This is a genomic window from Kitasatospora sp. NPDC041988 (genome assembly GCF_055588525.1).
In genome coordinates, this window is sequence record NZ_JBVJCO010000077.1 from 1 (window position 1) to 18,973 (window position 18,973).

The 18,973-nt window shown below is 72.7% G+C and carries 19 protein-coding genes and 5 tRNA genes; 18 read left to right on the plus strand and 6 right to left on the minus strand.

The genetic code is table 11. The features are described from left to right. Positions 1–251 precede the first annotated feature (251 nt). The 5 genes from ACZ6NC_RS40495 (at position 252) to ACZ6NC_RS40515 (ending at position 773) form a co-directional block, all read left to right on the plus strand. Positions 252–323, plus strand: a tRNA-Gln gene (locus tag ACZ6NC_RS40495). A 40-nt stretch (positions 324–363) separates the two neighbouring features. Further along, a tRNA-Glu gene (locus ACZ6NC_RS40500) sits at positions 364–436 on the plus strand. Positions 437–463: 27 nt separating this feature from the next. Further along, a tRNA-Glu gene (locus ACZ6NC_RS40505) sits at positions 464–536 on the plus strand. A gap of 26 nt (positions 537–562) precedes the next feature. Beyond that, positions 563–638 (plus strand) — tRNA-Glu (locus tag ACZ6NC_RS40510). Positions 639–698: 60 nt separating this feature from the next. Beyond that, positions 699–773, plus strand: a tRNA-Gln gene (locus ACZ6NC_RS40515). Between the two features lie 120 nt (positions 774–893). Here the strand turns inward: ACZ6NC_RS40515 and ndgR are convergent. Next, a complete protein-coding gene (gene ndgR, locus ACZ6NC_RS40520) occupies positions 894–1,607 on the minus strand; it encodes an IclR family transcriptional regulator NdgR (protein WP_148642806.1) in 714 nt (237 codons plus the stop codon). A 231-nt stretch (positions 1,608–1,838) separates the two neighbouring features. Here ndgR and leuC point away from each other — a divergent pair, with 231 nt between their 5' ends. From leuC to ACZ6NC_RS40540, 4 genes are all read left to right on the plus strand, one after another. Next, positions 1,839–3,260 (plus strand): 3-isopropylmalate dehydratase large subunit, encoded by a 1,422-nt coding sequence (leuC, locus tag ACZ6NC_RS40525; RefSeq protein ID WP_465738908.1) that lies wholly within the window; start codon positions 1,839–1,841, stop codon positions 3,258–3,260. 5 nt (positions 3,261–3,265) lie between these two features. After that, positions 3,266–3,862, plus strand: a complete 597-nt coding sequence (leuD, locus tag ACZ6NC_RS40530) for a 3-isopropylmalate dehydratase small subunit (protein WP_465738909.1) — start codon at positions 3,266–3,268, stop codon at positions 3,860–3,862. 201 nt (positions 3,863–4,063) lie between these two features. Beyond that, complete coding sequence (locus ACZ6NC_RS40535) at positions 4,064–4,411, plus strand: SCO5555 family protein (RefSeq protein ID WP_465738910.1); 348 nt, start codon at positions 4,064–4,066, stop codon at positions 4,409–4,411. Positions 4,412–4,544: 133 nt separating this feature from the next. Then, positions 4,545–5,255: an HU family DNA-binding protein gene (locus ACZ6NC_RS40540; RefSeq protein ID WP_465738911.1), complete on the plus strand. Its 711-nt coding sequence runs from the start codon at positions 4,545–4,547 to the stop codon at positions 5,253–5,255. A 110-nt stretch (positions 5,256–5,365) separates the two neighbouring features. Here ACZ6NC_RS40540 and ACZ6NC_RS40545 read toward each other — a convergent pair whose 3' ends face one another. Together ACZ6NC_RS40545 and cofC are read right to left on the minus strand one after the other, a co-directional pair. After that, positions 5,366–5,587, minus strand: a complete 222-nt coding sequence (locus ACZ6NC_RS40545) for a hypothetical protein (RefSeq protein ID WP_189923473.1) — start codon at positions 5,585–5,587, stop codon at positions 5,366–5,368. A 43-nt stretch (positions 5,588–5,630) separates the two neighbouring features. Further along, positions 5,631–6,338 (minus strand): 2-phospho-L-lactate guanylyltransferase, encoded by a 708-nt coding sequence (gene cofC, locus ACZ6NC_RS40550; RefSeq protein WP_465738912.1) that lies wholly within the window; start codon positions 6,336–6,338, stop codon positions 5,631–5,633. 220 nt (positions 6,339–6,558) lie between these two features. Between cofC and ACZ6NC_RS40555 the strand changes: the two genes are divergently transcribed. From ACZ6NC_RS40555 to ACZ6NC_RS40565, 3 genes are all read left to right on the plus strand, one after another. Then, the gene (locus ACZ6NC_RS40555; protein WP_465738913.1) at positions 6,559–7,389 is read left to right on the plus strand and encodes a lysophospholipid acyltransferase family protein; all 831 of its coding nucleotides are present in this window, start codon (positions 6,559–6,561) and stop codon (positions 7,387–7,389) included. Then, positions 7,386–8,387, plus strand: a complete 1,002-nt coding sequence (locus tag ACZ6NC_RS40560; RefSeq protein ID WP_465738914.1) for an NAD(P)H-dependent glycerol-3-phosphate dehydrogenase — start codon at positions 7,386–7,388, stop codon at positions 8,385–8,387. The genes ACZ6NC_RS40555 and ACZ6NC_RS40560 overlap by 4 nt, the downstream gene beginning before the upstream one ends. Before the next feature lie 62 nt (positions 8,388–8,449). Beyond that, positions 8,450–9,592, plus strand: coding sequence for a D-alanine--D-alanine ligase family protein (locus ACZ6NC_RS40565; protein WP_465738915.1), 1,143 nt, complete (start codon positions 8,450–8,452; stop codon positions 9,590–9,592). Between the two features lie 90 nt (positions 9,593–9,682). Here the strand turns inward: ACZ6NC_RS40565 and ACZ6NC_RS40570 are convergent, their stop codons facing one another. Then, positions 9,683–10,195, minus strand: a complete 513-nt coding sequence (locus tag ACZ6NC_RS40570; protein ID WP_465738916.1) for a DUF3515 domain-containing protein — start codon at positions 10,193–10,195, stop codon at positions 9,683–9,685. A gap of 19 nt (positions 10,196–10,214) precedes the next feature. Further along, the gene (locus tag ACZ6NC_RS40575) at positions 10,215–10,448 is read right to left on the minus strand and encodes an Lrp/AsnC family transcriptional regulator (protein ID WP_465738917.1); all 234 of its coding nucleotides are present in this window, start codon (positions 10,446–10,448) and stop codon (positions 10,215–10,217) included. 210 nt (positions 10,449–10,658) lie between these two features. On the opposite strand from ACZ6NC_RS40575, the gene ACZ6NC_RS40580 reads away from it, so the two are divergent. The 3 genes from ACZ6NC_RS40580 to thiD all read left to right on the plus strand — a co-directional run bounded on the left by ACZ6NC_RS40580 (position 10,659) and on the right by thiD (position 13,718). Further along, entirely contained in the window at positions 10,659–11,624 is a 966-nt protein-coding gene (locus tag ACZ6NC_RS40580; protein WP_465552153.1) for a thiamine-phosphate kinase, read from the plus strand. A gap of 199 nt (positions 11,625–11,823) precedes the next feature. Next, a complete protein-coding gene (locus tag ACZ6NC_RS40585) occupies positions 11,824–12,849 on the plus strand; it encodes a 6-phosphofructokinase (protein ID WP_465738918.1) in 1,026 nt (341 codons plus the stop codon). Positions 12,850–12,872: 23 nt separating this feature from the next. Beyond that, the gene (thiD, locus tag ACZ6NC_RS40590; protein WP_465738919.1) at positions 12,873–13,718 is read left to right on the plus strand and encodes a bifunctional hydroxymethylpyrimidine kinase/phosphomethylpyrimidine kinase; all 846 of its coding nucleotides are present in this window, start codon (positions 12,873–12,875) and stop codon (positions 13,716–13,718) included. A gap of 155 nt (positions 13,719–13,873) precedes the next feature. On the opposite strand, the gene rpmB is transcribed toward thiD, so the two are convergent. Further along, positions 13,874–14,059, minus strand: coding sequence for a 50S ribosomal protein L28 (gene rpmB / locus ACZ6NC_RS40595; RefSeq protein ID WP_014138233.1), 186 nt, complete (start codon positions 14,057–14,059; stop codon positions 13,874–13,876). Between the two features lie 282 nt (positions 14,060–14,341). Here rpmB and ACZ6NC_RS40600 point away from each other — a divergent pair, with 282 nt between their 5' ends. From ACZ6NC_RS40600 to ACZ6NC_RS40610, 3 genes are all read left to right on the plus strand, one after another. After that, a complete protein-coding gene (locus ACZ6NC_RS40600; protein WP_465738920.1) occupies positions 14,342–15,973 on the plus strand; it encodes a DAK2 domain-containing protein in 1,632 nt (543 codons plus the stop codon). Positions 15,974–16,025: 52 nt separating this feature from the next. Next, a complete protein-coding gene (gene recG, locus ACZ6NC_RS40605) occupies positions 16,026–18,245 on the plus strand; it encodes an ATP-dependent DNA helicase RecG (protein WP_465738921.1) in 2,220 nt (739 codons plus the stop codon). Between the two features lie 123 nt (positions 18,246–18,368). Continuing rightward, the gene (locus ACZ6NC_RS40610; protein WP_465738922.1) at positions 18,369–18,902 is read left to right on the plus strand and encodes a hypothetical protein; all 534 of its coding nucleotides are present in this window, start codon (positions 18,369–18,371) and stop codon (positions 18,900–18,902) included. Positions 18,903–18,973: the final 71 nt, after the last annotated feature.

Below are 18,973 nucleotides of genomic sequence, written 5' to 3' on the forward strand. Positions count from 1 at the left end.
CCCCCCCCCCCCCCCCCCCCCCCCCCCCCCCCCCCCCCCCCCCCCCCCCCCCCCCCCCCCCCCCCCCCCCCCCCCCCCCCCCCCCCCCCCCCCGGCCGCTGCCTGGGGTTATCGATTTTGGAGCCGGGGCAGACGTCGGGTAATGTTCTTTCTGCGCCGCCCGGGAGGGAACGGACGAGGGAGCGAAACCCCCGCCGGTTCCGAACGAGAGGCGCAACGCCTGAGAAGGGCCCGCAAGGGTTCAACTCTGGTGGGGTATGGTGTAATTGGCAGCACGAGTGATTCTGGTTCATTTAGTCTAGGTTCGAGTCCTGGTACCCCAGCGCAGTACAAGCAGTACCCAGCAGTACAAATGAAGATCAAGCCCCCGTTGTGTAGCGGCCTAGCACGCTGCCCTCTCACGGCAGTAGCGCCGGTTCGAATCCGGTCGGGGGTACTGATCCCGCAAGGGATCACCTGGAAAGCCCCCGTTGTGTAGCGGCCTAGCACGCTGCCCTCTCACGGCAGTAGCGCCGGTTCGAATCCGGTCGGGGGTACTGATCCCGCAAGGGATCGCCAGGAAGCCCCCGTTGTGTAGCGGCCTAGCACGCTGCCCTCTCACGGCAGTAGCGCCGGTTCGAATCCGGTCGGGGGTACCAGAGCACGAAGCCGGTGGCTGTGTCCTCCTCGAAGGCGCGCCCATCGGCCGATTGCTTTGTTGGGGTATGGTGTAATTGGCAGCACGAGTGATTCTGGTTCATTTAGTCTAGGTTCGAGTCCTGGTACCCCAGCCAGATGGATAAACGAAGCCCCGGTCCTCCGGGGCTTTTTTGCATTTCCCGGGGACATTGCCGAAAAAGGGCCCCGCGCACTCCGGTGCGCGGGGCCCTTTTTCGGTGTCGGCGGGGAAGTGGTCAGCCGCGGCGCAGGGCCTCGGTGAGACGGTTGGCGGCCTCGATGATGGCCTGGGCGTGCAGCCGGCCCGGGTGGCGGGTCAGGCGCTCGATCGGGCCGGAGACGGAGACGGCGGCCACCACGCGGTTGGAGGGGCCGCGCACCGGCGCGGAGACGGACGCCACGCCCGGTTCGCGTTCGCCGATCGACTGGGCCCAGCCGCGGCGGCGGACGCCGCTCAGTGCGGTGGCGGTGAAGCGGGCGCCCTGGAGGCCGCGGTGGAGGCGCTCGGGCTCCTCCCAGGCCAGCAGGACCTGGGCGGCCGAGCCGGCCTTCATCGGCAGGGTGCTGCCGACCGGGACGGTGTCCCGCAGGCCGGAGAGCCGCTCGGCGGCGGCTACGCAGATCCGCATCTCGCCCTGGCGGCGGTAGAGCTGTGCGCTCTCGCCGGTGACGTCGCGCAGGTGGGTCAGGACCGGGCCCGCGGTGGCGAGCAGCCGGTCCTCGCCCGCCGCGGCGGAGAGTTCGGAGAGACGGGGGCCGAGGATGAACCGGCCCTGCATGTCCCTGGTGACCAGTCGGTGGTGTTCGAGTGCGACGGCGAGTCTGTGGGCCGTGGGCCGCGCCAGACCGGTGGCGGCGACCAGCCCCGCCAACGTGGCGGGGCCCGACTCCAGTGCGCTGAGCACCAGAGCGGCCTTGTCGAGAACGCCGACGCCGCTAGAGTTGTCCATGCCCTAAGACTGCAGTCTCATTCCGCGAGACGCAAGTTCAATCTTCCGCGAAAAGGGCCACCCTGGAGGCAGCAGCCCGGGAGACATCCAGGATGCGGCCCCAACAGGCCGTCCGCATCGTGGACACCGATCCGGAGTGCAGGTCGCGCGACGCGAGCCTCACAGGGCGGCGAAAGCACTGACCTCGACGACACGAGAAGGCCGGCAACGCGGCCGGCTGGAGGGAATCCGATGGGACGGACACTCGCAGAGAAGGTCTGGGACGACCACGTCGTGCGGCGCGCGGAGGGCGAGCCCGACCTGCTCTTCATCGACCTGCACCTGCTCCACGAGGTGACCAGCCCGCAGGCCTTCGACGGCCTCCGGCTGGCCGGGCGCAAGGTCCGCCGGACCGATCTGACGATCGCCACCGAGGACCACAACACCCCCACCCTGGACATCGACAAGCCCATCGCGGACCCCGTGTCGCGGGTGCAGCTGGAGACGCTGCGCCGCAACGCCGCCGAGTTCGGCGTCCGGATCCACTCGCTCGGCGACGTCGAGCAGGGTGTCGTGCACGTGGTCGGCCCGCAGCTGGGCCTGACCCAGCCCGGCACCACCGTGGTCTGCGGCGACTCCCACACCTCCACCCACGGCGCGTTCGGCGCGCTGGCGTTCGGCATCGGCACCAGCCAGGTGGAGCACGTGCTGGCCACCCAGACGCTGCCGCTGGCTCCGTTCAAGACCATGGCGATCACCGTCGAGGGCGAGCTGCCCGAGGGCGTGACCGCCAAGGACCTCATCCTGGCGATCATCACCAAGATCGGCACCGGCGGCGGCCAGGGCTACGTCCTGGAGTACCGCGGCTCGGCCATCCGCAGCCTCTCCATGGAGGCCCGGATGACCATCTGCAACATGTCCATCGAGGCGGGTGCCCGGGCTGGCATGATCGCCCCGGACCAGACCACCTTCGACTACCTGGAGGGCCGCCCGCACGCCCCGAAGGGCGAGGACTGGGACGCCGCGGTCGAGTACTGGAAGACCCTGGGCACCGACGAGGACGCGGTCTTCGACCACGAGATCTTCATCGACGCGGCCCGGCTGACCCCGTTTGTCACCTGGGGAACCAACCCGGGCCAGGGCGCCCCGCTCGGCGCCGACGTGCCGGACCCGGCCTCCTTCGCCGACCCGCAGGAGCGGACCGCCGCCGAGAACGCCCTGAAGTACATGGGCCTGGAGGCCGGCACCCCGCTGCGCGAGGTCAAGGTCGACGCCGTCTTCGTCGGCTCCTGCACCAACGGCCGGATCGAGGACCTGCGGGCCGCCGCGGCCATCCTGGACGGCCGCACCGTCGCCGAGGGCGTGCGGATGCTGGTCGTCCCCGGCTCGGTGCGGGTCGCCCTGCAGGCCGTCGAGGAGGGCCTGGACAAGGTGTTCACCGCCGCCGGCGCCGAGTGGCGCCACGCGGGCTGCTCGATGTGCCTGGGCATGAACCCCGACCAGCTGGCCCCCGGCGAGCGCTGCGCCTCCACCTCGAACCGCAACTTCGAGGGCCGCCAGGGCAAGGGTGGCCGCACCCACCTGGTCTCCCCGCAGGTCGCCGCCGCCACCGCCGTCCTGGGCCGGCTGGCCGCGCCCGCCGATCTCTCGTCCAACGTCGCTGTGGAGGCCTGAGCAGCATGGAGAAGTTCACCACCCACACCGGCCGGGCCGTCCCGCTGCGCCGCAGCAACGTCGACACCGACCAGATCATCCCGGCCCACTGGCTGAAGAAGGTCACCCGTTCCGGTTTCGAGGACGGGCTGTTCGAGGCCTGGCGCAAGGACGAGTCGTTCATCCTCAACCAGCCGGAGCGGCAGGGAGCCACCGTCCTGGTGGCCGGCCCCGAGTTCGGCACCGGTTCCTCCCGTGAGCATGCGGTCTGGGCGCTGCAGAACTACGGTTTCCACGCCGTGATCTCGTCCCGGTTCGCCGACATCTTCCGCGGCAACTCGCTGAAGAACGGCCTGCTCACCGTCGTCCTGCCGCAGGAGACCGTGGAGCGGCTCTGGGCACTCACCGAGGCCGACCCGACCGCCGAGATCACGGTCGACCTGGAGGCTCGCGAGGTACGCGCCGAGGGCGTCACGGCCCCCTTCGAACTGGACGACAATGTGCGTTGGCGGCTGCTGAACGGCCTGGACGACATCAGCATCACCCTTCAGAACGAGGGCGACATCGCGGCCTTCGAGGCCACCCGGCCGGCGTTCAAGCCGCGTACTCTGCCGGTTGCCTGAGATCGCGCCGAGATCCTGAGAACCGCTTGGGAACAAGCATTCTGACGTTCCGCCGGATGGCCCGTCCCCCCTCGGGGGGGCGGGCCATCCGCCGTTCCGGGGCCGGAGTTCGCCGCCCGGCGCGGCCCCCGATTGCCGATTTGGCAATGCCGCAGAGGGCCCCGGGCAAGCACAACTGCGCGTAGATGGCACAATCAGTACATGCACCGGCACCATGAACCTCCGTACGCGGGCGGCGAACCCGCGTCACCGGAGTCCACGGGCCGGGGATCCGAACGCCGAATTGACGATCGGCCGGACGCCGCCACCTCACCTGCTGAGGGGCCGGACGACCCGGAAGTCGCAGCGCTCTACGCGCTTGTGGCCGAGCGGTTGAAGCAAGCTCACGCCCGCGTGCATGCGCTGAACGTGTCTGCCGATGCAAAGACCGCTCTCACCCGACAACTCCTCATCGTCACGGAGACCGCCAAGCGCGATCTTCCGGAGGCGGCAAGGCGGTTGAGTCGCTTTGTGCAGGACCTCGACGAGGGGCGCCCGCCCGTCGTCTGAGGTCGCCGATGCGCAAATCCATTGCGACACTAGGGTGATTCGCGCGTTTGGTAATTGAAAGTCCGCAGATACATACCTAACGTGCGAAATGAACGGATGGAATCATCCGGCGCCCGTTTCCGAAGGGGAAGACGTGAACAAGGCTCAGCTTGTCGAAGCGGTGGCCGAGCAGCTGGGCGGTCGCAAGGCTGCCGCAGAGGCCGTCGACGCAGTGCTCGACACCATGGTCCGCGCCGTTGTGGCCGGTGACCGGGTGTCGGTCACCGGTTTTGGCACCTTTGAGAAGGTGGAGCGCTCCGCGCGCTTCGCCCGCAACCCGCAGACCGGCGAGAAGGTCAAGGTCAAGAAGACCTCGGTGCCCCGCTTCCGTCCCGGCCAGGGCTTCAAGGACCTGGTCAGCGGCAGCAAGAAGCTGCCGAAGGAAGGCCCCTCGGTGAAGAAGGCCCCCAAGGGCTCCCTCACCCCGGGCAAGAGCGGTGTCGCCGCGACCCCGGCCGCCAAGCGCGCCGCCACCAAGCGTGCCGCCGCCGCAGCCGCGACCCCGGCCGCGACCAAGAAGGCCGCCGCGAAGAAGACGGCGACCACCGCCGCCGCCAAGAAGACCACGGCCGCCGCCGCCAAGAAGGCGACCGCCACCAAGAAGACCACCACGGCCGCGGCGAAGAAGACCACCGCGACCGCCACCAAGAAGACCGCGGCCGCCGCGAAGAAGACGGCCACCACCGCCGCCGCCAAGAAGACCACGGCCACCGCCAAGAAGGCGACCGCCACGGCCAAGAAGACGGCTCCGGCGAAGAAGACCGCCACCCGCAAGACCACCGCGCGCAAGACCACCGCGAAGTAGTCGACGGACGGCCTTCCAGAGCCGTGGCGCACCTCCACCCGGGGCCCCGGGCGGGCGGGCCGCCACGGCTCTTCGGCTTTCGGGCAGGGACGGGCCGGTGGGGCGGGGTGTCAGCCCTCGGCCGGGTCCGGGAAGGTCTGCAGCGTCACGAAGACGACCCGGCGGGCCTCGCCGGCGCCCTCGGTGCGGATCCGCACCCGCTGGCCGGGGCGGAGCAGCCGCAGGCCGCCCGCGTCGAAGGCGGCGGCGTCGAACGGCACCGGAGTCCCGTCGTCGAGCAGCACGGAGCCGGCCCGGGTGGCGGGGTCGAAGGTGAACGCGGTGGCCTGCATGGAAGCAGCATAGCGAGGGCCACCGACAGACCCGGGCGGCGTCTCAGCCGCGCCCGGTGGGCGGGCTCGGGGCGTAGCCGAGCCGGGCCGACAGGGCGCCGGTGTGCGGGCCGACGCCGAGCGCCAGCGCCTCGCCGAGGTCGGCACCGGTGTCGACGTCCCGGCGCACCGACTCCACGCCGGCCAGCCGCAGTTCGCGGGCGCCGCCGGCCGCGTGCCGGGCCCGTGAGCCGTCGCCGAAGGCGGGGGAGAGCGGGCTGCCGGGGGCGCAGGCGAGCAGGGTGGTGCCCAGCCCCGGGGCGTCGGCCAGGAAGGCCCGGCCGACCGGCGGCACCGCGGCCAGCACCCGGGCCAGTTCGGCCGGGCGCAGCGCCGGCAGGTCGGCCGAGAGCGCGGCCAGCGGGGCGCGCGGCGCGATCGCCAGCGCGGCCGCCGCGCCGTGCGCCAGTGCGTGGTTGAGGCCGCCGCCCGGCTCGTCGCCGACCACGACGGCGCCGAGCGCGGCCAGCCGCCTCGCGGCTGCCGAGTCCCGGGTGACCACCAGGACCCGGGCCACGCCGGGTGTGGCCAGCGCGGCGCCGACGGTGTCCAGGGCGAAGGAGAGTGCCAGGTCCGGGCGGTGCTCACCGGCGAACGGGGCCAGCCGGGTCTTCGCCAGGGCGAGTGGCTTGAGCGGCAGCACCAGCGACCAGCCGGCGGTGGGTGCGGCGGGCGCGACGGGCCCGCTGGGGCGTACGGTGTCCTGGGTCATCGGCGTCATTGTGACGCCGGTCCCGGAACCCTCGCCAGGCCGTCCGAGCTGTGCGGACGTGCGTTTGGTCACGCCCGCCCCGACGTGCTGGCGGGGTTGCTCGACAGCCGGTTCGCGGTCGGGCGAGACTGTTCCGCGCTCCGGGCCCCCGAACACGGGGGCCGTGGATGGCGAGAGACTGCGGCACCCCACGTGCCGCACCGGATGAGGAGGACCTGGGGTGGCCCGCCGCTCGTATGCCAGCTTCGGCAACGCCGACTACGGCATCTGGTACCGCTTCGCGGCCGTGCTGGTGAAGCCGGTGACGACCGCGCTGGTGAAGCCCGACTGGCGGGGCTGGGAGCACCTTCCCGAGGAGGGTGGCTTCATCGCCGCGGTCAACCACAACTCGATCATCGACCCGGTGATCTACGCGCACTGGCAGTACAACAGCGGGCGCCCGCCGCGGATCCTCGGGAAGTCCTCGCTGTTCTCGGTGCCGTTCATCGGCTTCATGCTCCGCAAGACCGGTCAGATCCCGGTGTTCCGGGAGTCGACCGACGCCGCGCAGGCGTTCCGGGCCGCGATCGACGCGGTGAACGACGGCCAGTGCGTGCAGTTCTACCCGGAGGGCACGCTCACCCGGGACCCGGGCCTCTGGCCGATGACCGGCAAGAGCGGGGTGGCCCGGGTCGCGCTGATGACCGGCGCGCCGGTCATCCCGGTGGCGCACTGGGGCGCCCAGGAGATCATCCCGCCGTACGGCAGAGGCGCCTCCGGCAAGGGCAGATTCAACCTGTTCCCGCGGCACAAGGTGACGGTGGCGGCCGGACCGGCCGTGGACCTGAGCAGGTACGAGGGCCAGGAGCTCACCTCGCAGGTGCTCCGGGACGCCACCGAGGACATCATGCAGGCGATCACCGACGTGCTGGCCGGAATCCGCGGCGAGGAGCCGCCGGCCGAGCGCTACGACATGCGGACGGCGGCCCGGGAGCGGGCCACGACGGCCGCGGCCGAGCGGCCGCGGGCCGCCGGCAAGCGCGGCAACGGTACCGAGGAGGCCGGCAAGTGACCCGATGCGCCGTGTTCGGAACGGGTTCCTGGGGGACCGCGTTCGCGATGGTGCTGGCCGACGCCGGCTGCGAGGTGGCGCTCTGGGGCCGCCGCCAGGAGCTGGCCGACGCCATCAACGCCACCCACACCAACCCGGACTACCTGCCGGGCGTGCAGCTGCCGGGCTCGGTCCGGGCCACCACCGACGCCGCCGAGGCGCTGGCCGGCGCCGACTTCGCGGTGCTGGTGGTGCCCTCGCAGACGCTGCGCGACAACCTCGCGGCCTGGGCGCCGCTGATCGAGCCGCAGACCGTGCTGGTCAGTCTGATGAAGGGCATCGAACTCGGCACCGCCAAGCGGATGAGCGAGGTCATCGAAGAGGTCACCAAGGTCGGGCCGGAGCGGGTCGCGGTGGTCAGCGGCCCCAACCTGGCCCGGGAGATCGCCAACCGGCAGCCCGCCGCGAGCGTGGTGGCCTGCACCGACGAGGCCGTCGCCAAGCGCCTCCAGGCCGCCTGCCACACCCCGTACTTCCGCCCCTACACCAACACAGACGTGATCGGCTGCGAGCTGGGCGGCGCGGTGAAGAACGTGATCGGCCTGGCGGTCGGCATGGCCAACGGCATGGGGCTCGGCGACAACACCAAGGCGACCCTGATCACCCGCGGGCTGGCCGAGACCACCCGGCTGGGGACGGCCCTCGGCGCCGACCCGCACACCTTCGCCGGGCTCGCCGGGATGGGTGACCTGGTGGCGACCTGCTCCTCGCCGCTGTCGCGCAACAACACCTTCGGCACCAACCTGGGCCGCGGAATGTCGCTGGCCGAGACCATCGCGGCCACCCGGCAGACCGCCGAGGGCGTCAAGTCCTGCGAGTCGGTGCTCGACCTGGCCCGGCGCAGCGGCGTCGACATGCCGATCGTCGAGGCCGTGGTGGACGTGGTGCACAACGGGCGCCCCACCCAGGAGGCGTTGCAGGCCCTGATGTCCCGTTCGGCCAAGGCGGAACGGCACTGAGCCGGTCCGTCCAGGGTGGCTGACTTTCCGGAAACACCCCGCACGGTACTCTCAAACGCGATATGAGCATCGAACAGACCTCCCAGAACCCGTCCGCGAAGCCGCGCGTAGCGATCGTCTTCGGTGGCCGCAGCTCCGAGCACGCCATCTCGGTCTCCACCGCGGGCAGCGTGCTGAGGGCGATCGACCGCGAGAAGTACGACGTGCTGCCGATCGGCATCACCCACGAGGGCCGTTGGGCGCTGGTCAGCGACGAGCCCGCCCGGATGGCCATCACCGACGGCCGGCTGCCCGACGTCGCCCAGGTCGCCGAGGCCGTCGAGGGCCAGGTCGCGCTGCCCGTCAGCCCGGGCAGCCGCGAGGTCGTCTGGAGCGAGCCCGGAGCCGCCCCCAAGGTGCTCGGCGAGGTCGACGTGGTCTTCCCGCTGCTGCACGGCCCCTGGGGCGAGGACGGCACCCTGCAGGGGCTGCTGGAGCTCTCCGGCGTGCCGTACGTCGGCAACGGCGTGCTCTCCAGCGCGGTCGGCATGGACAAGGAGTTCACCAAGCGGATCCTGGCCTCGCACGGCCTGGGCGTCGGCCGGTACGCCATCGTCCGCCCGCGCGAGTGGGAGACCGAGGCCGGCCGGGCCGCCGTCCGCGAGCGGGCCGCCGGGCTGGGCCTGCCGCTGTTCGTCAAGCCGTGCCGGGCCGGTTCCAGCATGGGAATCACCAAGGTCAAGGACCTCGCCGAGCTCGACGCCGCGATCGAGGAGGCCCGCCGCCACGACCCCAAGCTGATTCTTGAGGCCGGCGTCTCCGGCCGCGAGATCGAGTGCGGGGTGCTGGAGTTCGAGGACGGCCCGCGGGCCAGTGTGCCGGCCGAGGTGCTGGTCGGCGGCGACTACGAGTTCTACGACTTCGAGGCCAAGTACATCGACTCCTCCGAGGTCCGCGTCCCCGCGGAGCTCACCGAGGCGGAGACCGCCGAGATCCGCCGCCAGGCGGTCGCGGCGTTCGAGGCGCTCGGTTGCGAGGGCCTCGCCCGGGTCGACTTCTTCCTGCTGGACGACGGCAGCTGGATGATCAACGAGATCAACACCATGCCCGGGTTCACCCCGATCTCGGCCTACCCGAAGATGTGGGAAGCCACCGGGCTGTCGTACCCGGAGCTGATCGACCGGCTGCTCCAGGCGGCGCTGCGCCGCTCGACCGGCCTGCGGTAACCGCGCGCACGGACGGACGAAGGGCGGGCCGGGAGCTTCCCGGCCCGCCCTTCGCGCGGTGGTGCTGTCGGTCCCGCTCTCCTGCTCCCGCTACGGGATGTTGGCCTTCACCAGGTCGGAGAGGGCGGAGACCGGGTCCAGCGGGTTGGTGAACGCGCCGCCGGGGACGGTGATCTCGACGTAGGCCTTGCGCATCACCGAGGTGTACCGGTAGCCGCCGTCGTCCAGCTTCTGCGGCCACCAGGTCAGGTCGTTGATGGTGGGGGACCAGTCCGCCGCGGCGGGGCCGTTCAGCGCCTCCGGGCGGTCCACGCCGCAGCGCAGCACGGTGCGCGGCGAGCTGGCCCAGGCGGCCACGTACGGGGAGGCCGGCGACGGGTCCTTGCGAGCACGGCCGAGCAGCTCCTGCGGCAGCGCGGCGGCCAGCGCCTGGCAGTACCCGGCCGCCTTGCCCGTCGGCTCCGGCACCTCGATCTTCGAGGGCGCGCTCCAACTGCCGAGCAGCACCACCACGGTGCAGGTCAGCGCAAGCGGCAGTGCCAGCCACCGCACCGGGGCTGGCAGTGCCGCCAGAAAACGGGGGACGCGGAGTTCTCGGGCCACCCGCCGATGGTAGCCGGGCCTACAGGTGGACCACCGGACAGGTGAGGGTGCGGGTGATGCCCTCGACCTGCTGGACCTTGGCCACGACCAGGCGGCCGAGGTCGTCCACGGTCTCGGCCTCGGCCCGCACGATCACGTCGTAGGGGCCGGTGACGTCCTCGGCCTGGAGGACGCCAGGGATCTTGGAGATGGCCTCGGCCACGGAGGTGGCCTTGCCGACCTCGGTCTGGATCAGGATGTATGCCTGTACCACGGAAGGACCTCCCGGCGGCTGGGTACGCGGACGGCCGCCGTGATCGCCCGGTCAGGCGTCGGGGTGGGAAGCGGGCTCACCGGCAGCGTGATCACCACGCTACCGCGCAGCGGGCCGGGGAGGGGAGACCTCTGCGCCCCCGGAGGGCGTACGCTGCGCGCGGGGGTGCAGCGGACAACGAGTTCTGATGGAAACGCGAGAGGACGGCAGATGCAGGGGACCGTGGGCGAGCTCGGCGAGTTCGGCCTCATCAGGGAGCTGACCGCCCGGGTACCGCTCACCGACGCGGTCGACCTCGGCCCGGGCGACGACGCCGCCGTGGTGAAGGCGCCGGACGGCCGGGTGGTGGCCACCACGGACGTGCTGATCGAGAACCGGCACTTCCGCCGGGACTGGTCGACCGCCTACGACGTGGGCCGCAAGGCCGCCGCCCAGAACCTCGCCGACGTGGCCGCGATGGGCGCGGTGCCGACCGCGATACTCCTCGGCCTGGTCGCCCCCGCCGATCTGCCCACCACCTGGGCCACCGAGCTGATGGACGGGCTGCGCGACGAGTGCCAGGTGGCCGGCGCGACGGTGGTCGGCGGCGATGTGGTGCGCGGCGATGTGATCACGCTGGCCATCACGGCGCTCGGGGACCTTCAGGGGCGCGCGCCGGTGACGCGCGCCGGGGCCCAGGTGGGCGACGTGGTCGCGGTCACCGGCTGGCTCGGCTGGTCCGCCGCCGGACTGACCGTGCTCCAGCGCGGCTTCCGTTCGCCGCGCGCCTTCGTCGAGGCGCACCGCCGGCCCGAGCCGCCGTACCACGCGGGCCCGGCCGCCTCCGAGTTGGGCGCCACCGCGATGGTCGACGTGAGCGACGGGTTGGTGGCCGACCTCGGGCACGTCGCCCGGGCCAGCGGCGTGGACATCGACCTGCGCGCCGCCGACTTCGACGTCCCGGCCCAGATGGCCGACATCGGCCAGGCGGTCGGGGTGGACCCGCTGGTCTGGGTGCTCTCCGGCGGCGAGGACCACGCGATCGTGGCCACCTTCCCTCGCGGGGTCCAACTCCCGGCCCGCTGGCGGGTGGTGGGCGAGGTGACGGCCCGCGCCCGGGCGGCCCGCGGCGGCCGGGTGACGGTGGACGGCGCGGCCTGGGACCGGGTCGGCGGCTGGGACCACTTCGCCGAGTGACCGGCCCGTCGGGCGGTCGGCGTACGGGTGCCGGCGCACGGGCGGCCGGCGCACGCGGCGGACGGACGGCGCGCGGCGCTCCGGCGAGCGGAGCACGGGTCGTGGCGGGGGGACCGCGTAGGCTTGCGCCGAACCCAGCCCGCCCGCCTGTCCGGCGCGGGTGGTCTGAACCACTGCGGAGCGGGAGAGCACAGCCACCATGCGCATCGGTGTCCTGACCAGCGGCGGCGACTGCCCCGGCCTCAACGCTGTGATCCGCTCCGTGGTGCACCGGGGCACGGACGTGCACGGCGACGAGATCATCGGCATCGAGGACGGCTTCCTCGGTCTGATCGAGGGCCGCACCCGGCCGATCTCGCACGACGACGTCACCGGCCTGCTGACCCTCGGCGGCACCATCCTCGGATCGGCCCGGGTCCAGCGCGAGCGGATCGCCTGGGCGGTGGACAACGCGCAGGCCCTCGCCCGGACCATCGGCATCGACGCGCTGATCGCGATCGGCGGCGAGGGCACGCTCACCGCGGCCAAGATGTTCAGCGACGCCGGGCTGCCGGTGGTCGGGGTCCCGAAGACCATCGACAACGACATCGACGCCACCGACGTCACCTTCGGATTCGACACCGCGGTGCACGTCGCGACCGACGCGATCGACCGGCTGAAGACCACCGCCGAATCGCACCAGCGGGTGATGGTGGTGGAGTTGATGGGCCGGCACACCGGCTGGATCACCCTCACCGCCGGTATGGCGGGCGGTGCCCACGGCATCCTGATCCCGGAGAAGCCGTTCGACATCGAGGCGGTGGCCCGGATGGTCGAGGACCGCTTCTCCCGCGGCAAGAAGTTCGCCATCATCGCCGTCGCCGAGGGCGCCGCCCCGCTGCCCGGCACCATGCGCTTCGACCACGGCGACGTCGACCAGTTCGGCCACCAGACCTTCGGCGGGATCGGCAACCGGCTCGCCCACGAGCTGGAGAACCTGCTCGGCAAGGAGGCCCGGCCGGTCATCCTCGGTCACACCCAGCGCGGCGGCACCCCCACCGCCCGCGACCGGGTGCTCGCCTCCCGGTTCGGCTGGCACGCGGTGGAGGCCGTCCACAAGGGCGCGTTCGGCCACTTCACCGCGTTGCGCGGCAACGACATCGTGCTGGTGCCGGTCGCCGAGGCGGTCACCCGGCTCAAGACGGTGCCGGCGGACCGCTGGGCGGAATCGGAAGCCGTGCTCTGACCGGGCGGAGGTAGGTTGACCTCATGTCCCTCCCGTCGCCCACCCCCGCCCCCGGTGGTCGTGCTTCGCGCGGCCCCTCCGCAGCCCCTCCCCGTGTTCTCACCGTCGCCGGCTCCGACTCCGGCGGCGGCGCCGGCATCCAGGCCGACCTGAAGGCGATGCTCGCCCTCGGCGTCCACGGCATGAGCGTGATCACCGCCGTCACCGCGCAGAACTCGCTCGGCGTCCAGGGCTACTGGGAGCTCCCGGCCGAGGCCGTCCGGGCCCAGTTCCGCAGTGTGGTGGACGACATCGGCGTACAGGCCGTGAAGACCGGCATGCTCGCCTCGATCGAGCTGGTCGAGACCGTCTCCGAACTGCTGGCCGGGGTGGACGCCCCGGTGGTGGTCGACCCGGTCGGCGTCTCCAAGCACGGCGACGCGCTGCTGGCCGCCGAGGCCGTCGCCACCGTCCGGGAGAAGCTGCTGCCGGTCGCCACCCTCGCCACGCCCAACCTGCACGAGGTGACGCAGCTCACCGGCCGCACCGTCGAGCGCGAGGGCCAGATGCTGGACGCGGCCAAGGCGCTGCTCGACCTAGGGCCGCGCTGGGTGCTGGTCAAGGGCGGGCACCTGGAGGGCGAGGCCGCCGACCTGCTCTACGGCGGGGCCGGGGAGGAGTACTGGTACCGCGCGCCGCGCTACGACAACCGGCACACCCACGGCACCGGCTGCACGCTGGCCAGCTCGATCGCCGCCGGGCTGGCCAAGGGCGAGCCGCTGCCGGAGGCGGTGGCCTCGGCCAAGGAGTACATCACCGGCGCGATCGCCGGAGGCTTCGCGCTGGGCGCCGGCATCGGCCCGGTCGACCACGCCTGGCGCTGGCGCTGAGACCGGCGGCGCCGGAACCGCTCTGGAAACGACCGATGGGCGGGCCCGAGGGCCCGCCCATCAACCGAGGTGTCAGCACATGCACCGGAATACAGAAAGCCGGTCCATCCGAGGATGAACCGGCTGACTGGAGGACCGGCGTACCGGTCTGCGCGTCAGCGCGAGACCTTACCGGCCTTGATGCACGAGGTGCAGACGTTGAGCCGCTTCGGCGTCCGCCCAATCACAGCGCGCACCGTCTGGATGTTGGGGTTCCAACGACGGGGGGTACGGCGGTGAGAGTGGGAGATGCTGTTGCCGAAGCCCGGCCCCTTGCCGCAGACGTCGCAGTTGGCAGCCACAGGAGTCACTCCAAGACTTCAGATCATTTACGTTCGAAACCCCGCCGACCCACCGGAGCACTCACGTGAACCAGACCGGACCAAGGGGGTGAGCCTGGACTGTTCCAGGCAACCGGAAGAGCATACAACGCTTGCTTCCGTTCAACGAAACTACCACGACCGCGCAGGTGATCGCTGCGCCCGCTGCCCCCGGCACCCGCCCCCGGCCCCCGATAACCTGCCGGTATCACCCCTCGCCGTTCACTCTCAGGCCATCACGGCGTCCCATCCGGAGGAGACCTGGTGCTGCACACGCTCGACGCCCCGGCCGTGCGCAGTTGGTGCCAGCTGGCCCTGCGCGCGCTCGGCCAGGCCCGCGAGGAGATCGACGCACTCAACGTCTACCCCGTCCCGGACGGCGACACCGGCACCAACCTGTACCTGACCGTGGAGTCGGCCGCCGCCGCCGTGGAGAGCCGCTTCACCGACCCCGCCGCCGGGCCGGCGCCCGGCCTCGCCGAGACCGCCCGCGCGATGGCCCGCGGCGCGCTGATCGGCGCGCGCGGCAACTCCGGGGTGATCCTCGCCCAGTGGCTGCGCGGCACCGCCGAGACGCTGGCCGAGGGCGGCGGCGCCGACCAGCTGCGGGCCGCCCTCCAGCGGGCCGCCGACTCCGCCTACCAGGCCGTCGCCGAGCCGGTCGAGGGGACACTGCTGACCGTCGCCCGGGTTGCCGCCCGGGAGGCCGTCCGGGCCGGGGACGGCCTCGCCCAGGTCGCCGACACCGCCTACCGGGCCGCCCGGGACGCCCTGCGGCACACCCCCGAGCAGCTCCCCGTCCTGGCCGAGGCCGGGGTGGTGGACGCCGGCGGGCGCGGCCTGGTCGCCGTCCTCGGCGCGCTCGCCGACGCCGTCGCCGGGCACCAGCCGATGGGCCCGGTCGCGCTGCGCGGGGACGTCCGGATCGCGGAGAGCTGCAACAGCCACGTCCGGCCGCCCGGCCCCGGCCACCCCGCCTTCGAGGTGATCTACCTGCTGGACGCCCCCGACACGGCACTGCCCGCGCTGCGCGAGCGGCTCGCGGGGCTCGGCGACTCGCTGGTGGTCGGCGGCGGCGACGGCCTCTGGAACGTCCACGTGCACGTGGACGACGCGGGCGCCGCCGTCGAGGCCGGGGTCGAGGCCGGGCGGCCGCACCAGATCCGGATCACCCACTTCGCCGAGGCCGCCGCCCGCTCCGGCACCGCCGACGACCGGGGCGAGCGCGAGGAGCGCACCCGTGCGGTGCTCTCGGTGGTCTCCGGCACGGGCCTGGCCGAACTCTGCGAGCAGGCCGGCGCTGTCGTCCTGCACGCCGACCCGGACCGCCCGCCGGCCAGCGCCGAACTGGCCGCCGCCGTCCGCCGGGCCGGCGCCCGCGAGGTCGTGCTGCTGCTCAACGACCCCGAACTGCGGGCCGCCGCCGGTGCCGCCGCCGACCAGCTGCGCGAGGAGGGCGTACGGATCGCCGTGCTGCCCACCCGCTCGCCGGTGCAGGGCCTGGCCGCGCTCGCCGTGCACGAGGCCGGCCGGCGCTTCGACGAGGACGTGGTCGCCATGACCTCCGCGGCCGGTGCCACCCGGTACGCCGAACTCGCCGTCGCCGAGGGGGAGTCCTGGACGATGGCCGGGGTCTGCCAGGCCGGGGACGTGCTCGGGCTGATCGACGGGGACGTCGTGGTGATCGGCACCGGGCCGGCCGAGGTCGGGACGATGGTGCTGGACCGGATGCTCGGCGCGGGCGGCGAACTGGTCACCCTGATCCTCGGCGAGGGCGCCCCGCAGGGCCTCGCCGAGCAGCTGGTCGCGCATGCCCGGCACCGGCGGCCCGAGGTCGACGCGGTGGTCTTCCACGGCGGGCAGGGGTCCGCGACGGTGCTCATCGGCGTGGAGTAGCCCGGCTGGGCCGTGCCCGGATTGTCGGTCCGGTGGTGTAAACAAGGGCCTGATGGGCGCTCTCGATGAACCACTGACCAAGCTCGTCGGCGACCGGACCGCCAAGGTGCTCGCCGACAGCCTCAAGCTGCGCACGGTCGGGGACCTGCTGCACCACTATCCGCGCCGCTACGTCGAACGCGGCCAGCTCACCAGCCTGGACGAGCTGGAGATCGACGAGCACGTCACCGTGCTGGCCCGGATCGAGAAGGTCACCCTGATCCCGTTCCGCGGCCGCAAGGGCGACCGCCTGGAGGTGGTCGTCACCGACGGCCGCAGCCGGCTCTCGCTGGTCTTCTTCAACCAGGGCTGGCGGCAGAAGGAGCTCAAGGCCGGTGCCCAGGGCCTGTTCGCCGGCAAGGTCGGGGTCTTCAACCGCAGCCGCCAGCTGGTCTCGCCGGACTACCAACTCCTCGACGAGGAGGCGGGGTCGGATGCCGCGAAGCAGTTCGCCGGCCGGCTCATCCCGGTCTACGGCGCCAGCGCCCAGATGCCCAGCTGGAAGCTGTCCATCTGCATCGAGACGGCCCTCACCAAGCACCTCGGCGACGTCGGCGAGCCGCTGCCGGCCGAGCTGCGCGAGCGGCACGAGCTGATCCCGCTGCCCGAGGCGCTGGAGCTGATCCACCGCCCGCGCAGCCAGGCCGACCGCGAGCGCGCCCAGAGCCGGCTGCGCTGGGACGAGGCGTTCGTCCTCCAGGTCGCGCTCGCCCAGCGCCGGGCCGCCGACTCCGCCCTGCCCGCCAAGCCGCGCCGGGCCCGCGAGGGCGGCCTGCTGGACGCCTTCGACGCCCGGCTCCCGTTCACCCTCACCGAGGGCCAGGAGAAGGTCTCCGCCGAGATCGCCGCCGACCTGGCGAGCGAGCACCCGATGCACCGGCTGCTCCAGGGCGAGGTCGGCTCCGGCAAGACGCTCGTCGCGCTGCGCGCCATGCTCGCCGTGGTGGACGCGGGCGGCCAGGCCGTGCTGCTGGCACCCACCGAGGTGCTGGCCCAGCAGCACCACCGCTCGATCGTCGAGATGCTGGGGGACCTGGCCGAGGGCGGCATGCTCGGCGGCTCGGACCTCGGTACCCGGGTGGTGCTGCTGACCGGATCGATGGGCGTCCCGGCCCGGCGCCAGGCGCTGCTGGACATGGCCTGCGGGGATGCCGGCATCGCGATCGGCACCCACGCGCTGATCGAGGACAAGGTGCAGTTCCTGGACCTCGGCCTGGTCGTGGTGGACGAGCAGCACCGGTTCGGAGTCGAGCAGCGGGACGCGCTGCGCGCCAAGGGCGAGCAGCCGCCGCACCTGCTGGTGATGACGGCCACCCCGATCCCGCGCACCGTCGCGATGACCGTCTTCGGGGACTTGGAGACGTCCGTGCTGGACCAGTTGCCGGCCGGCCGCTCGCCGATCTCCACCCATGTCGTCCCGGCCGTGGAGAAGCCCAACTTCCTGGCCCGGGCCTGGGAACGGGTCCGCGAGGAGGTGGCCAAGGGCCACCAGGCGTACGTGGTCTGCCCCCGGATCGGGGACGAGGACCCCGCCGACCCGAAGGCGGCGAAGAAGAAGCGCCAGGGCTCCGTCACCGAGGACGACCTGGAGGACGTGGGCGCCGGGAGCGACGAACGGCGGCCCCCGCTCTCCGTGGTGGAGACCGCGGAGATGCTGGTGAAGGGCCCGCTGGCCGGGCTGCGGGTGGAGATCTTGCACGGCCGCCTGGCGCCCGACGCCAAGGACGAGGTGATGCGCCGGTTCGCGGCCGGCGAGGTGGACGTCCTGGTGGCCACCACGGTGATCGAGGTCGGGGTGAACGTCCCGAACTCCACCGCGATGGTGATCATGGACGCCGACCGCTTCGGCGTCTCCCAGCTGCACCAGCTGCGCGGCCGGGTCGGGCGCGGCAGCGCGGCCGGCCTCTGCCTGCTGGTCAGCGATATGCCGGCGGCCAGCCCCGCACGGGCCCGGCTGGACGCGGTGGCCGGCACGCTGGACGGCTTCGAGCTGTCCCGGATCGACCTCGAACAGCGCCGTGAGGGCGATGTGCTGGGCCAGGCGCAGTCCGGGGTGAAGTCCTCGCTGAAGGTGCTCTCGGTGCTGGAGGACGAGGAGGTCATCGTGACCGCCCGGGCCGAGGCCAGCCGGCTGGTCGCCGAGGACCGGGAGCTGGCCGCCCACGCGGACCTGCGCACCGCGCTGGAGAGCCTGCTCGACGCGGACCGCGCCGCCTACATGGAGAAGGGCTGACCGTCCGGGCAGGGGCCGGGCGGCGCTCCGCCGAGCCCGATTGTCAGACCCCCGCGAGAGAATGTAGTTGTTCAGGACGCACCTCCAAGGTGCGTACCTGGCACGACACTTGGGGGTCCTGCCATGGCATTCCGTCATCTCAACGAGCTCCCGCTGGGCGACAAGGTCTTCCGGATCGAACTCGCCAGCGACGACGACCGCGAGGTCACCCTCACCCTGACCGGCTGGCGTGAGGGAGCGGCCGCGGCGCCGCTCGCCTCGGGCAAGCTCCGCCTGCCGGTCGAGGACGTCGCCTCGCTGCGGATCGCGCTCAACCGCGCGCTCCGGGCGCTGGCGATCGTCGCCGATGTCTCCGAGCCCATCCCCGACCGCGACGTGCTGCGCGAGCTGTACCCCGGCCACGGCGCCCCCTGGGTGCCGCAGCACGAGGAGGAGCTGGTCCGGCGGTTCCACGACGGCGACACCGTCGCCAGGATCGCCGCCCGCTTCGGCCGTACGCCGGACTCCGTCCGTACCAAGCTGCGCGAGCTCGGGCACGACCCGCGCCGCCCCGAGTTCTGCCCGCCCGACGGCTGCCTCTCCTGGTCCCGCTACGCCTCGCCGGCACTGCTCGGCGCGGCGGTCCCGGCCCAGGCCCCGGCGGCGGACGCGAGCTGACCCCGGGGGGGGGGGGGGGGGAGGGGGGGTGGCTGGGGGGGGAGGCGCGCGCACCCGCGGGGGCTGGGGGA

Coding starts and splice junctions, on each gene's coding strand:
- ndgR (WP_148642806.1), bottom strand. CDS start 1,607: ATGGACAACTCTAGCGGCGTCGGCGTTCTCGACAAGGCCGCTCTGGTG.
- leuC (WP_465738908.1), top strand. CDS start 1,839: ATGGGACGGACACTCGCAGAGAAGGTCTGGGACGACCACGTCGTGCGG.
- leuD (WP_465738909.1), top strand. CDS start 3,266: ATGGAGAAGTTCACCACCCACACCGGCCGGGCCGTCCCGCTGCGCCGC.
- ACZ6NC_RS40535 (WP_465738910.1), top strand. CDS start 4,064: ATGCACCGGCACCATGAACCTCCGTACGCGGGCGGCGAACCCGCGTCA.
- ACZ6NC_RS40545 (WP_189923473.1), bottom strand. CDS start 5,587: ATGCAGGCCACCGCGTTCACCTTCGACCCCGCCACCCGGGCCGGCTCC.
- cofC (WP_465738912.1), bottom strand. CDS start 6,338: ATGACCCAGGACACCGTACGCCCCAGCGGGCCCGTCGCGCCCGCCGCA.
- ACZ6NC_RS40565 (WP_465738915.1), top strand. CDS start 8,450: ATGAGCATCGAACAGACCTCCCAGAACCCGTCCGCGAAGCCGCGCGTA.
- ACZ6NC_RS40580 (WP_465552153.1), top strand. CDS start 10,659: ATGCAGGGGACCGTGGGCGAGCTCGGCGAGTTCGGCCTCATCAGGGAG.
- ACZ6NC_RS40585 (WP_465738918.1), top strand. CDS start 11,824: ATGCGCATCGGTGTCCTGACCAGCGGCGGCGACTGCCCCGGCCTCAAC.
- thiD (WP_465738919.1), top strand. CDS start 12,873: ATGTCCCTCCCGTCGCCCACCCCCGCCCCCGGTGGTCGTGCTTCGCGC.
- recG (WP_465738921.1), top strand. CDS start 16,026: ATGGGCGCTCTCGATGAACCACTGACCAAGCTCGTCGGCGACCGGACC.
- ACZ6NC_RS40610 (WP_465738922.1), top strand. CDS start 18,369: ATGGCATTCCGTCATCTCAACGAGCTCCCGCTGGGCGACAAGGTCTTC.